General features: G+C 54.6%; 14 protein-coding genes. 4 read left to right on the top strand and 10 right to left on the bottom strand.

From position 1 onward, the window contains the following. Nucleotides 1–75: 75 nt before the first annotated feature. The 8 genes from VGK23_04730 to VGK23_04695 form a co-directional block, all read right to left on the bottom strand. Nucleotides 76–702 carry a chemotaxis protein CheC gene (locus tag VGK23_04730; protein ID HEY3419839.1) on the bottom strand — a complete coding sequence of 209 codons (627 nt, stop codon included), beginning with the start codon at nt 700–702 and terminating at the stop codon, nt 76–78. A 114-nt stretch (nt 703–816) separates the two neighbouring features. Continuing rightward, on the bottom strand, nt 817–1,179 hold the full coding sequence (locus tag VGK23_04725; GenBank protein HEY3419838.1) for a helix-turn-helix domain-containing protein: 363 nt from the start codon (nt 1,177–1,179) through the stop codon (nt 817–819). Nucleotides 1,180–1,453: 274 nt separating this feature from the next. Further along, nucleotides 1,454–1,948, bottom strand: coding sequence for a hydrogenase 3 maturation endopeptidase HyCI (locus tag VGK23_04720; GenBank protein HEY3419837.1), 495 nt, complete (start codon nt 1,946–1,948; stop codon nt 1,454–1,456). Between the two features lie 44 nt (nt 1,949–1,992). Then, on the bottom strand, nt 1,993–3,444 hold the full coding sequence (locus VGK23_04715) for a Ni/Fe hydrogenase subunit alpha (GenBank protein ID HEY3419836.1): 1,452 nt from the start codon (nt 3,442–3,444) through the stop codon (nt 1,993–1,995). Beyond that, nucleotides 3,441–4,385: an oxidoreductase gene (locus tag VGK23_04710; protein HEY3419835.1), complete on the bottom strand. Its 945-nt coding sequence runs from the start codon at nt 4,383–4,385 to the stop codon at nt 3,441–3,443. Before VGK23_04710 ends, VGK23_04715 begins: the two co-directional genes overlap by 4 nt. Nucleotides 4,386–4,387: 2 nt before the next feature. Next, complete coding sequence (gltA, locus tag VGK23_04705) at nt 4,388–5,842, bottom strand: NADPH-dependent glutamate synthase (protein HEY3419834.1); 1,455 nt, start codon at nt 5,840–5,842, stop codon at nt 4,388–4,390. Then, nucleotides 5,829–6,671, bottom strand: coding sequence for a sulfide/dihydroorotate dehydrogenase-like FAD/NAD-binding protein (locus VGK23_04700; GenBank protein HEY3419833.1), 843 nt, complete (start codon nt 6,669–6,671; stop codon nt 5,829–5,831). Before VGK23_04700 ends, gltA begins: the two co-directional genes overlap by 14 nt. Before the next feature lie 2 nt (nt 6,672–6,673). Beyond that, nucleotides 6,674–7,885, bottom strand: coding sequence for a hydrogenase iron-sulfur subunit (locus VGK23_04695; GenBank protein ID HEY3419832.1), 1,212 nt, complete (start codon nt 7,883–7,885; stop codon nt 6,674–6,676). A 348-nt stretch (nt 7,886–8,233) separates the two neighbouring features. On the opposite strand from VGK23_04695, the gene VGK23_04690 reads away from it, so the two are divergent. Beyond that, nucleotides 8,234–9,163 (top strand): NAD(P)/FAD-dependent oxidoreductase, encoded by a 930-nt coding sequence (locus VGK23_04690; GenBank protein ID HEY3419831.1) that lies wholly within the window; start codon nt 8,234–8,236, stop codon nt 9,161–9,163. A 127-nt stretch (nt 9,164–9,290) separates the two neighbouring features. Here VGK23_04690 and VGK23_04685 read toward each other — a convergent pair whose 3' ends face one another. Next, complete coding sequence (locus VGK23_04685; protein ID HEY3419830.1) at nt 9,291–10,007, bottom strand: alpha/beta hydrolase; 717 nt, start codon at nt 10,005–10,007, stop codon at nt 9,291–9,293. 370 nt (nt 10,008–10,377) lie between these two features. Then, nucleotides 10,378–10,845: a response regulator gene (locus VGK23_04680; protein ID HEY3419829.1), complete on the bottom strand. Its 468-nt coding sequence runs from the start codon at nt 10,843–10,845 to the stop codon at nt 10,378–10,380. Between the two features lie 194 nt (nt 10,846–11,039). Between VGK23_04680 and VGK23_04675 the strand changes: the two genes are divergently transcribed. The 3 genes from VGK23_04675 to VGK23_04665 all read left to right on the top strand — a co-directional run. Continuing rightward, complete coding sequence (locus VGK23_04675; protein ID HEY3419828.1) at nt 11,040–11,747, top strand: type II CAAX endopeptidase family protein; 708 nt, start codon at nt 11,040–11,042, stop codon at nt 11,745–11,747. 474 nt (nt 11,748–12,221) lie between these two features. Further along, the gene (locus VGK23_04670) at nt 12,222–12,773 is read left to right on the top strand and encodes an SLATT domain-containing protein (GenBank protein ID HEY3419827.1); all 552 of its coding nucleotides are present in this window, start codon (nt 12,222–12,224) and stop codon (nt 12,771–12,773) included. A 122-nt stretch (nt 12,774–12,895) separates the two neighbouring features. Then, nucleotides 12,896–13,524: cobalamin-dependent protein (locus VGK23_04665; GenBank protein HEY3419826.1), on the top strand; the 629-nt coding region annotated here is incomplete at its 3' end.

Here is a 13,524-nt window from a genome sequence, read left to right as displayed (position 1 = left end):
GAAGGAATGACATTCCTTCTGGGGTCTTTATTCAAGAGAGACACCGCCGAATCGGTCCAACCGAAGGGGCATCTGTCACTGGATCCCGAACTTCTCCATCAGCAACTTCTCGGTCTCCGTGTCGGGGATGTAAATAAAGTACGCAGGGAACTTCTGCTGGTCCGTGATGAAATGGGTCTTGATGATGACCAGATTCTCATGGTCCTCGGATGCTAACAGTGCCGGATATTCCATCACCGCACTGAGCATTCCAACGGCGATGCCTGGAGGCGTGGGTAGCACTGTGATTCCGAGGAAACCCGAAATGGCGTTCAGGTAGGCTGAGGCACAGATGTTGCCGATCTCAGCGATCGCTTCCCGATCCTCCTCGCTGAACTTCCGGGTCGAGTTGTGGTTCTGTGAGAACAGCATGTCCGTCATCTTGGTTGCCACTTCTTCGGTGAGGATCAGAAGCATGCTTCCCTTCTCCTTACCATTCGCTCCCAGGTATACTGCGACCACGGACTGTTCTGGCTCTCCCAATACGTAGGGGGCCTCAAGCGTCTTGCAGACGTAGCATTCCGGCACGTCCACCAGGATGTCCTGATGAAGCATGGTGGTCAGCGCTGTCGAGGCGTGCGAAGCCCCAATGTTGCCGATCTCGCGCAGCGCGTCGATCTGGTCCGGAGTGTATGCCGAGCCTTCGTTGATTGTGTTTTCCATATGTGATCAGCCTCTAATCCGGACCTCTTTGAGATGTTATCGTTTCATCGCCAGAATCATGAAGGCCAGGTCCCGGGTCTTCATGTCCCTAAGAAAATTCGAAGAATACCGTCCTTAGATAGGTTGTTTGGACATTTCCATGAACACGGACATGTCAACATCAAACGTAGAGTTCTGGGACGTCCCGTCGATCAACTCGATGTTGGCTCGGATCTTGTTCCTTTCGAAAACGATCTGGGCATTCTTCACGTTCGATTTGTACAGACTGATCCTCTTTCCTGCCTGGGTCAACCTTCTTTCTACGCAGTTGATAAGCCCAGAATCCTCCAGGATCTTTATCTTGCGATAGCAGGCGGCTATTGGGACCCCTAGTTTTTCGCTCAGTTCGAAAGCGCTTTTCGGTTTTCCCATTGTAGCGAGGAGTATCTTCGCAGAGTATTCCTCGGTCAATATCCTCGATGTTTCGAGTGCGTGCATATTCCGACACCTTGGGAAAGAACTCAATTTAGTGGTATATAATCAGAATTGGTCGCCTACTATTATTGATATTGAAAATATGAGCAGTGCCAGATATCCGATTTTATACAAAATCAATCATTTCGGGATTTGTAACTAGCTCCGCGAAATTTCGATATTTCGTACGTTCATGATCATCGATGAGGGCGGGACAGAAACGACATCGCGGCACTGAACAGTGATCCGTGTTCCGGGTCAAAACAAATGACGGAACGTTACAAACTTTGGTTCTTCGTCAGGGCAGATATTTCAGGAGCGCCATCTCCACCCTTATGGCGGCCGCCTCGGTCTCCGGGGTCAGTCCCTCGCCGAAGTCAACGTTCGTCGGCTCGATCAGCAATAGGGCGATCCTAGCGCCGGTCATTTTTCTGACATATTCGCAGAACACCCTGAGCGGAAGGGTATGGGTGGATATCGAGGGAACGTTCGTCACTTCCTCGGCCTCATACAGATGGACCGATCCCGGTTCCAGGCCGAGCAACGCGGCGTCGATCAGGAGGACATGTGATGGAATGACCTCGACGATCTCATCCACGAAGCTCTCCGGCACAGTTTCGCACTCGATCAGATGGACCTTTTCGGATACCTTTCCCTCGAGGCTCTCAACGATCCTCACGCCCACAAAGTCGTCCGAGCGGATGGCATTGCCGATCCCGGCCACGACCGCCCCGGTCGCCCCATCCAGCCAGGCCCTCAATTCCTCCTCCATTTCCCGAGTGTGGTCGTACAATTTGCCACCTTGATCCTGAAGACAAGCGGCCATGCAGCCTGGACCTAGCGTGTCACCGTTCTGAGCAGCTGCTTTTTGTCATCATACACCTGGATCTCCAGGGGCATCTGTCCCACCGCGAAGTGAGTGGCGCACCCGAAGCAGGGATCGTAGGCCCGGAAGGCCATCTCCACCTTGTTCAAGACCTTCTCGTCAACCGAACCTCCATGGATCAGGCCTTGGGCGGCATCCCGAATGCTCATGCAGATGGCCGGATAATTGTTCGTTGTGGCGACGATCAGGTTGACATTCTTGACCAGCGCGTCCTGGTCAAGACGGTAGTGGTGAATGAGCGTACCTCTCGCCGCCTCGACGATGCCGACCCCTTCCCCGGGTGCTCCGGGCATGTTCCTGACGTGGGTTCCGGTTATCTCCGGATCGCTCGCCAGCTCCACCGCCCGTTCGGAGGCGTATAACAGTTCGATGAGCCTTGCCCAATGGAACACCAGCGTCCCATGCGCTGGCTTGCCCAGCGTTCCGAACATCCTGTCGTATTCCGCCTGGGCCAGAGGCGTGGCCATTCCGTCAGCGGTGTTCAGGCGTCCCAGCGGACCAACGCGGTAGATGCCGTTGTCCGCCCCGGCCTTGAAGCCGTTCCAGCCGACATTCCTCAGGTAGGGGAACTTGGAATAGGTCCATTCCTCCGACCGCTCGATGATGTGCTCGGCATAGTCCTTAGCCGCAAACCTCTCGAACTCCTTTCCCGATGGGTCAACGATGCGCACCTCGCCGTCATAGAAATTGACCCGGTTCTTGGCATCCACCGTGCCCATGTAGTAGGTCCTCATGGTATAGGCATCGCTCTTGATCATGTCCATGTATTTCGGGTTGTCCAATACCAGATCGTGGAAGAGTTGGAGCGTGAACTGGGCGAACTTGACCGAAGACCTCGACATCTCCAGTACCGACAGCCGCGATTCCTCGCTGAGGGCCTTGCTCATGCCACCTGGCAGGCCTGCCACAGGATGGGTCGACTTACCACCGATGATCTCAGAGATCTTTTGGCCGTAAGCACGGTGCTTGATGACCTCCTTGGCCACGTCCAGGCCCGCCTTCTCGATGACACCCAGGATGTTGCGCTTGTTCGCCGGAGCATCCGGTCCGACGATGAAGTCCGGCCCGCCCAGATAGTAGAAGTGCAGCGTATGGTCACCGATAAAGGAGCCCATGTACTGAAGCTCCCGCAGCTTCTTCGCGGTGTTGGGCGGGGAGACGCCGAACGCCGCATCCAGCGCCTTCACCGAAGCGAGGTGATGCGCCACCGGGCATACTCCACAGATCCGGCTGGTTATCTGGGGCATCAGCTCGGCCGGGCGTCCAACGCAGAAAGCCTCGAATCCCCGCAGCTCAGGCACCTTCAGGTACGCGTTCTCCACTTCGCCGGCGTCGTTGAGAAAGATGGAAACGCTGCCATGCCCTTCAAGCCTGGTGATCGGGTCGATATTGATCTCCTTCATTGTTTCACCACTTTCCCCTGTAGGATGGACGAGGGCAGGCTATACATGTAGAAGATGCCCACCGGGTCCTTGATCTGCCCGATGAGCTTGACCACCTCCTCATCGGAGTGCTTCCCGGAGTCCTTGTCCAGGTCCAGAATGGCTGCCAGGGCCGTGATCATCCCGGCACCCACGTCAGGCTGGTTCGGCGCCGCCCCGCCGCAGCCGGTGCAGGGCATGTCCACTTTGAGGCATGCCGCCCCGCACCCGCTGCGGGTGGCCATCCCCATGCAGATGATCCCCTGCTCCATGAGACAGCGTTCCGGTTCCGGGACCGTTTCGTGCACCCGGCGGATGCTGGAGATGAGCTTGTTCTCACGGATGCGTGGGCATTGGTCGCACACTGCCGGCAATGGTGCTAGCACCGACCCTTTCGGAGGCAGTTCGCCCTTCACAATAGCTTCCAACGCATTTGTGATCAACGCCACCGGCGGGGGGCAGCCGGGCAGATAATAGTCCACGTCGACGGTCTGGCCTAGCGTCCGGACGGTGTCGTAGAACCTGGGTATCCGGAGCGTCCCTTCCTTCACCGGCGTCTCCGGATTGGGGATGACCTGGCCATTGTCATGGTAGACCGTTCCCAATATCCCCTTTGAGTCGCTGAGATTAGCCAGGCCGGGCACGCAGCCCTCATGGGCGCAGGAACCGAATGCGATCAGGGTGGCTGATTTCGAGCGAAGCAACCTCGCCATGTGCTCCTGTTCGCTGTTGCGGATCGAGCCATTGAAGAACGTGACGTCGATGTGACCGTCCGGCATGGCCTCCACCGCGTCGTACTTGATGTCCATTGCCACTGGCCAGAAGACGATGTCGGCCGCTTCCACCACATCGAGGATCTTCTCGTTGATGTCCAGCACGGCTATCTCGCAGCCGCCGCAGCTGGCCGCCCAGTAGAACGCGATCCTCAGTTTCCGGTCGATGTTCGCTCCCCCCTCGGTGTTTCCATGAGATACCTGTGGATCGACCTGGCCGCACGCTTTCCGGCGCCCATGGCGCTGATGACGGTCGCCGCACCGGTGGCTATGTCCCCTCCGGCATAGACCCCTTCCAGGTTGGTCCTTCCTTCCGCATCGACCACGATGGTCCCGTTCCGCGGGTTTGTCATCAATCCCTCGGTCGTGCGCTGGATGATCGGGTTTGGGGTCTGCCCGATGGCGATGATGACCGTATCGACCGGGATCTCGAAGTCTGAACAGGGGATCGGTTGGACCCCTTGCCTACCTTTCTCGTCCGGTTCGGTCAGCTCCATGCAGGTGCACCGCATCGACTTTACCCAGCCCTTCTCATCGCCATAGAATTCGACCGGGGCACTTAGGAACTTGCATGCCAGGCCCTCCTCTTCGGCGTTCTCGATCTCCTCCCTTCTAGCGGGAAGTTCGTTCCGGGAGCGCCGGTAGTTCAGGCAGACGGTCGCTCCAAGCCTCATCGATATGCGGGCGCAGTCGATGGCCACGTTCCCCCCGCCGATCACCACCAAATGCTTTCCGACCCGTATCGGCGTGTCCTGCTCTGGGAACGCGTATGCCTTCATCAGGTTGACCCGGATCAGGAACTCGTTCGCCGAGTATATCCCGCCCAGATTCTCCCCCGGGCAGCCGGTCCACTGCGGCAGTCCTGCACCGCTGCCGATGAATATCGCGTCGTAGCCCTGGCCCAACAGTTCCGGGATGGTCTTGATCCTACCGATGAGATAGCCAAGCTTGATCTCGACGCCCAGCCTTCTTACGTAGTCGATCTCCCTCTGGACGATCTCTTTGGGCAGACGGAACTCCGGGATGCCGTAGCTGAGCACCCCTCCGCCGACATGCAGCGCCTCGAAAAGGGTGACCGAATGACCCGACCGGACCAGGTCGGCGGCGGCCGTCAGCCCGGCCGGTCCCGCCCCGATGACCGCGACACGTTTGCCGGTCGGGGCCGGTGCCTCAGGCCAGTAGCCTTCGTTGTCCCTCTCCCAATCGGCCAGGAAACGCTCCAACCGTCCTATGTTGACCGGATCCCCTTTCTTGCCCTTAACACACTTCATCTGGCACTGCTGTTCCTGCGGACAGACCCGTCCACAGATCGCCGGCAATGCGTTCTTTGATTTGACCAGGGCTATGCCTTCAGCATACTCACCCTGCAGTATACATTCGATGAATTCGGGTATCGGCACATCCACCGGGCAACCTTTCCGGCACTGGGGGTTCTTGCACCTCAGGCATCTGGCGGCCTCTTTGAGCGCCATCTCCTCGGTATAGCCCAGGGCCACCTCGCTGAAGTTCTTGACCCGTTCATGAGGCTCCTGCCTCGGCATCGGGACATCCTCATCCTTCAAAGAAATGGCAGTCGCTTCCACGTTCCCAGGCTCATTTCCTTTCACACTTGCAGCCTCCGTTCGTTTCCCAAAGGATGGAACTCAGTCTCTCTTCCGGAAGCATCGTACGCTGGCGCATGATCAGTTCGTCAAAGTTCGTCTGGTGCCCATCGAACTCTGGGCCGTCAACACAGCCGAACATCATCTTACCGCCGACCGTGACCCGGCAAACCCCGCACATGCCCATGCCGTCGATCATTATCGGGGTAAGGGTCACGAACGTCGGGATGCCATATGGTCTGGTGATCTCGCTCACCCTTTTCATCATGTCGACCGGACCCATGACCACGCAGCGGTCGAACCTCTCGCTGCTAACGAGCTCCTCGAGGAAGTCGAGCCCCTTGGTGCCTGCCGTACCGTCGTCGGAAGCGACATGGACCTCATCGCTGACGGCCGATGCCTCCTCTTTCATGAAGAGGAATTCATCTCCCCGGCACCCCAGGACGGTGGTAACGTGGTTCCCTTCCGCCTTCAACGCCTTTGCCTGGAGCAGTATCGGGGCGATCATGATGCTTCCGCCCACACAAAGGACCCGGCCGAACCTGCTGATGTTGGATGGATTGCCCAGCGGCCCGGTGACGTTGAACAGCCGGTCCCCTTCGTTCAGCGTGCCCAACTCCTTGGTGGTCTTGCCCACCTCATGGAAGGCGAAGGATACCGTCCCCTTCTGCCGGTCGTATTCGCAGATGGTCAGGGGCACCCTCTCTCCACCTTCTCTGGCGATAACGATAAGGAATTGGCCTGGCAGGGCTTTGGCGGCCACGTCCGGGGCCTCCACCTCGAACAGCGTCTTCTTGTAGGCGAGCTGTCTCTTTGACAGTATTCTGAAGGTCATCGCTAGTCCTCCTTCTTCAGAGCGCACGTTCTGGGCGCCATGAGCGAGATCTTCTCATAGAAGGCCTCGAACTTGCTTACGAACTCGCCATCACACCTGGGAGACAGCTCGTGTATCTCGAACCGGTCGAGCAGGTCCAGCTTCTTCAGGTAGGCCATGAGGACATTGAGCTGCCTTTCCGAGGTGTCCCTTCCGTGATGGAGCTTGCAGTCGTCAGCCGAACAGATGACCGCCATGACCCCGTCGAAACCGCGCCCGAAGGCGCCGACCACATGAACGGGGTCCATTCCCTTGAAGCAAGGGACCTCCAGGATCATGGCGTTCTTCCCTTTAAGGATCTTTTCGGGATTGTCCAGACCGGCATACTCAGACCACTGGCAGCTGATGACTAGGACCGATGCCCCGGTTCCTCGTCCCTTCATCGCCTCAACTGCCCCTCCATACGAGGCCATGATGTGCTCGAACTCGTAGCCCTTCACTTGGATGGCGTGGTGCGGGCAGACGATCTGGCAGGCACCGCAGCCCATGCATTTCTCTGGGTCCGTCGCAGGGGTAGAGAAAGGCTCTCCCTTTATCGCGCCGTAAGGACATATGAAAACACATTTGCCGCAACCGACGCACTCTGTGTTGTTGCGTATCGCCTTGCGAGAATACTTCACGACCTTGAGGGCGTTCTCGGAGTAGCCAAGCTGCTGTACGAGGGCTTGTCCCAGGAGCATCCTTCTGGTCCCGATCTTGGTACCTTCCTTCATTCGGCAGAACTCGTCATGGCATTGGATCGATACGATGTTCCTGATCCCCGATTTCAGGGCGTGGAAGATGAAATTGGTCGGGATCCGTCCGGCGCAGGGAACGCGCATCGGGACGTAGCCTGTAACGCTCAGACCCTGGGAGAACAATATGTCCTCCACCTCCCCGTTTCTGGGCGAGTTCCCTCTGCACATCACCACCAGGGTCTCTGGCGGCTTCTCACCGCTTGCCGAACGGACGTAATCCAATAGTCCTTCGTAATCGTAATATGACATCTCTATTGCCGAGACGGGACAGGCACTGGTGCAGATCCCGCAGACCTGGCATTTTTGGATGTCGATGCTCAATCTCCCTTCTTCCGGCTGAAGATCGATGGAATCGAACGGACAAAGGGAGTAACATACCTTGCATCGGCTGCAGAGGTCTTGGTTTATCCTCACGGCAGCAAGACAATTATCGTTCATTCCTGATCTCTCCTAAGGTTCCAGACAGACAGCGGCCGATGCGAGCAATCCTGGCCGAAGCATATGCATCAAATTATTAATCAAATATCGGTCGTTCATCTACCGGTCACCTTCAGGAAGACCCCGTAGCATGCTACTACGTAGTTTGGCGCATAATGGATGTAGTTATTTAATGGATGTGTCAGACGTTTCGTCATGGGCTTATGGATAAGTTTTGTTCCATGTATGATCCAGATAGGCCCAGAATATTGAGGGGGTAGTCCGCTGCTTTGACGCGTTACATGAACGAGAGCGAATCAGGATGAGCCAGGAAGAATATCTTAATATGCAATTCCCATTAGCTAATCGATGGACTACGACCTGGTCATCATAGGGGGCGGGCCAGCCGGTTTGACGGCAGGCATCTGTGCGGTGCAGAGCAGGATGCGCACCGTCATCATCGATGCGGCGGAGGCTGGCGGACAGCCGGGAATGCTATATCCGGAAAAGGAGATCCATAATTTCCCCACAACCCAGGTCGTCACTGGCAAGGATATCTCCAAGAGCTTTGTGGAGCACGCGCTGAACAAAGGTTGCAGCATCAATGAGAACGAGATAGTCCAGGAGATCATTGATGTTCCGGACGGTTTCAGGGTCGTGACCAGCAAAGGGTCGTACACTGCCACCGCGGTCATCGTCGCCATTGGCAATGGCTTCTTCATACCCAAGAAGCTTGACATACCAGGGGCGGAGGAGTTTGAGGGCAGGGGCGTTCACTACATGATGCCCCCCAAGGAGGGTTTCGCCGGTAAGAGGGTCATGTTCGTCGGGGGAGGCAACTCCGCGCTCGAGATGGCCCTGATGGTCTGCGAGATCGCCGACATCTGCATCGTGCACCGCCGGGGCACATTCCGAGCGGACCACTGCTTCATCGAGAGGGTGGAGGAGTCTGAGATCAGGACCTACATGAACGCCCAGGTACTGAGGATCGAAGGGGATGGCAAGGTCGAGAAGGTCGTGCTGAAGGTCGGGGATGCTGAGGAGGAGGTCCCGGTGGACATGGTGGTCATCAAGGTCGGTATGACACCGGAACCGGAGAACCTGAGGCGTTGGAACCTTGACCTGGAGGGCGAAGGCATCCGGGTCAGCCAGCAGATGATGACCTCAAGGAAGGGCGTGTTCGCCGCGGGCGATGCGGTAGCTTATCCAGGCAAGTACCGGCAGATCGTCACCAGCTGCAGTGAAGGGGCGACGGCAGCGAATTCGGTCATCAAATACGTCAAGAAGTTGCCGAACTGACTCAAGGGCGATTTCAAAGCCGAAAACCATTCGCCCACATTTAGGTCTTGGCCTATATGAACTGAAGGGCAATTGTGGCCAATTTATTCACCTAAGCCCTGACTGACATTGGACGAGATGTAAGTTATCATCCCTGGAACCTGCTGAGTTCCTCCTTGAACCTGTCCATTGAGACCAGTTGAGGGGCGTGCCCACCAGGAAGCTCGATCACTCGAGAATTCGGAAGATTGTCTGCCAACAGATCGATGACCTTGTGCAGCCACAACGCCGAACCCGTGCCCTTGACCAAAAGGACCGGTCTTTCGAAGTTCCTCAACCTGGCCGGATCATCCTTATGTTCCATAGACGCCATGGTGTTGAGGAGCGACTGTCTGTGAATATTCCACCCGGACCATTGCGGAAGGGTCCGGGGATCCACATCTTCTGGCACGATTCCAGCATCGTGCAGGAATATCATCAATTGTTCCTCCGTCACCGAGCCCCTTATCGTCCTCCCCATTTCTTGCATGCGTCTGAAAGCCTCATCCTCGGGATCCTTCCCGCCGAACACCCAGACAGCGGGAGGTTCGATAAGCGTCAATGTGCGTACCATATCTGGATGGTTCAGGGCATAGTCCAGGCTGATCTCCGCCCCGAACGACCAGGCAACAATATCGAACGGTTCGTTCAGATCGAGGCCATTGAGGGTGTTGTTGAGCGACTCGCTCTCGGTACTCAACGAGTACCCGGGAGGCAATGCCCGGGCTTCCAGTCCATATTGTACCGACAACAATTGCACCCTGATGACCCTCCTGTTTGATGACAGCCGTATGGCATGGGGTTCCCAGCTCTTCCATCCCGTCAACCCCCCCTGGAACTAGGACGATCGGCCTCCCTCTTCCAATCTGATCGTATTGCATTTCCAGAGTCGTTTCAACCAAACAAAACTGGGAGCTGCGACTACTTAATGCTAGCCGATGGGATTGATTATCGAATAAAATAATCGCTTAGCCAATTAAACTCTTAATGCTCTCTGGAAATTAATGTCGTTTACAGAAAGTGGGTTCTTCCAGGCTAGTTAAATGTTCAGGAATTAACAGCGGTACGCGCCGCCGGATGAGTCGGACGTTCTTAGGAGGAAAGCCGGAAACACAGACCGGCGGCAGCGTAGCGGGCGATTCGGGGATAAGCGATAAGACACTTTCGCAAGTATTTCAGAAACGCGAACTCTTCTCTCATTTGAACCAGGGAGCTGTCTCTCCTTCCTTCAACGCTATCAGGATGGCCTTGATGCTTTCGATCATTCTTTCCATCTCCGTAGCTCCTATTGGCTTGACCAGATAGGCATTGGCCCCATTAAGTCGTGCCATCACCTCGTCTTCCTCCGAGATCGACCCAGAGCACATAACAATGCACAAATCGTCAAGACCGGCATTTTTTCTCATGAAGGAAAGTACCTCATGTCCGTTCTTTTTCGGAAGATTAATGTCCAGTAAGACCAGGTCAGGGAATTGGTTTCCGTTGTTCATTAGCGACCTTATGAACTGTATGGCCTTTTCTCCGTCGTTGACCACGGTCAGATCGGATGGAATTCCGGTCTCTTTGATCAGGTTTCGCAACAATAGGGAGTCCGCCCGGTTATCCTCCACGATGAGGATTTGTATGGGTTTATCCGGGTCCAGATCGTCTATTGTTGGCTCCATCAGAATCGACGACCTCGTCTTTGTCTATGTTCTGACCCGAAGGATGATGAGCCGCTGATCATTCAATCGGCGTTCACAGGAGCTTGTGGTATTTGAAATCCTTGCCCTTGTGAAATAATTGAGTTCAAACCAAAACAAATGAGTGATTGTCCTTCTGAAAAACCTTCAACCATTAACTATTCAGATCGGACTCGATGCATTCCATCATATTTGGTGCCATCATGAACCTTGGTTATTTTCCGATAGCCCTGATGCTTGTGGGGCTCCTAATACCGGTAGTCTATTGTGCCTTGAAGAGAAAGGAATACCTGAGAAAAGTGTTGGCCCTGTTCATCATGGGATTGTTCATAGTCGTTCTCTATCCAATCTCTATCGTTCTTTCGGAATGGTCCTACTCGGGGCTGATCTTCGCCCAGATATTTCTGTTCCTGATCATCCCCGCCATCTTGCTGATGATAATGGAGCACTGGAATGTCAGAAGGGTATTTGCAGAGGTCGGGATAACTAACCGCAATATCGGTATGAGCCTCATATTGGGACTTGGCAGCGCCTTCGTCATGATAGCAGTCACCTATTTTCTCGTCACTGGAGGCAACTGGGATACCGCATATGTCATCATGATGTTCTCGACCGCTATCGGTGAGGAATTCCTCTTCAGGGGCGTCCTTCTTCTCTACCTCAAGAGACTGACCGGGATGAAGGTGGCGGTCGTCACTTCAATAGTCGCTTTTGTGATGATGCATGGCCAGTATCTTGATGGTAATCCTTTCATCATCTCCACGATCGTCCAAGCGATACTGTTGGCGGCAGTGGCATTGAAGACGAGCAACATCATCGGACCATGGGTCGGTCATGGGCTGAACCGCTTTGTCCCTCAGCTGCTTAAGGCCGCATTCCCCTGAGATTGTTTCAGCTGATGCTTGCGGTCCATTTACGCTCATCCTAAGAGAGTCCCAACGACAACAATCCGTTATGTTCGAATTCCTCTAGCATCCCGGTAACTGTTCTAGATGCCGGGCCACACTGGAAAAAGAGGCATATGGATGGCGGAGACGCCCCCTTTTCGTCCTTTTATGAGCAATTCTCTTATCGGTCGTCGAGATTCTTGGAGAGTCAGAATTCGCCCCCTTTCCTGATAGAAAATGATTAGTGGGTTTGAGATTGTCCTTTCACAGAAATCACCTGCTTTCACTTCCTGTCAATTTGGGATCCTGCAGGAAATTCAATTAATGGTCAGGACAATGTAATTCAATTTCCAAATATTGAATAATATCACCACATATATCAATCGTAAGTATAGCTGTGATTATTTATTATGAATAATGCTATATATTGGCTAAATTAATTTCATCCATAATCTTCTTTCAAAGGGGGGAATGGAGGATATGGGGTCCGATCTTGAAAAGTCAGACGAGATGCAACTAGTTCACAGTTGGTTAAAGGGAGTCAAGATCCAACAGATAGGGCATTTGAGGGCGGCCGCATACTATGAACACATGGGATTTGTCCTGGGGTTCATAGTCACAATTCTTACGGTCATAATCGGTTCAAGCGCTTTCGTCAGCCTTTCTTCAGCGAAGAATGATGCCCTTCTGATCGTGACTGGAATAATAAGCATCGTTGCGGCAATCCTTGCGGCCTTGCAGACCTTCTTGAAGTTTCCTGAGATAGCGGGGAAACACCAAACGGCCGGTCTGCGCTATGGGAAGCTCCGTCATCACATCGATGAGATCATCGTCTGTGTTGCATCATCCGAAGAATTGAAAAAAGAGTTGAAGTCCATAAGGAATGAATGGGACCAGATCGACGAAGAAATGCCTCCTTTGTCGCAACACTTCGTCGATGTCGCAATGAAGATCGTTTCTCCATTAACAGCGAAAAGGCGTGAAAGAATCTTGAAGGGCACGGAATCAGAACCTCAAGAGTAGGTGAGTCCTATGGACAGAGCCGAGTCGGAAATGGTCTCCGTTGAAATGCTTGGAGAGGTCACAGATGCGATAGATGAGGAGGATCGAGATCCGCAATTGTGGGTGCTATTCGAGGTATCAAAATGATTGACATATCCAATGTTAACTATGACATGATCTTTAGACGCTACGATATATTCGTCGAAACTAAAGAGAATCCAGAAGACATCGCGGAGAGGCTCCTGCCCAAGGATACTGTTTTGAGAAAGGTCGCCGAGGACGTTGTGTACATGAAGTACAAGGACGTCGAGGCGGATGTAAAGGCAGCCTTGGGCAAGTTCAGCCCCGAGGAGCTGGTCGAGAAGGGACTCCTGAAGGGAATGGATGTCGTCAGCGAACTGTACGGAAGGGGTATCTACTACCTGCCGCACGTCATGGTCGCTGCCGATACCTTCGATAAGGGGATCAAGACCGCCGAAAAGGCAATGAAGGGCGAGAGAGCCCTGAAGGGCAACGTTGTCATGATGGTCGCCGAGGGTGACCCGCACGACATCGGCAAGAACATCGCCGCCGTCATGCTGAGATCCCACGGATACGGTGTCGTCGACATGGGCAGAGATGTACCAGTGGGTGACGTTGTGAAGCAGGTCGAGGAGAGCAAGCCGGACCTAGTAACCGGAACCGCACTCATGACCACCACCATGTCCGCATTCCCGAAGGTCGCTGAGAGACTGATCGAGAAGGGCATAGAGATACCATTCATCTGCGCCGG

The sequence above is a fragment of the Methanomassiliicoccales archaeon genome, assembly GCA_036504055.1.
Classification (GTDB): Archaea; Thermoplasmatota; Thermoplasmata; order Methanomassiliicoccales; family UBA472; genus DASXVU01.
This window is presented reverse-complemented; position numbering and strand designations above follow the sequence as displayed.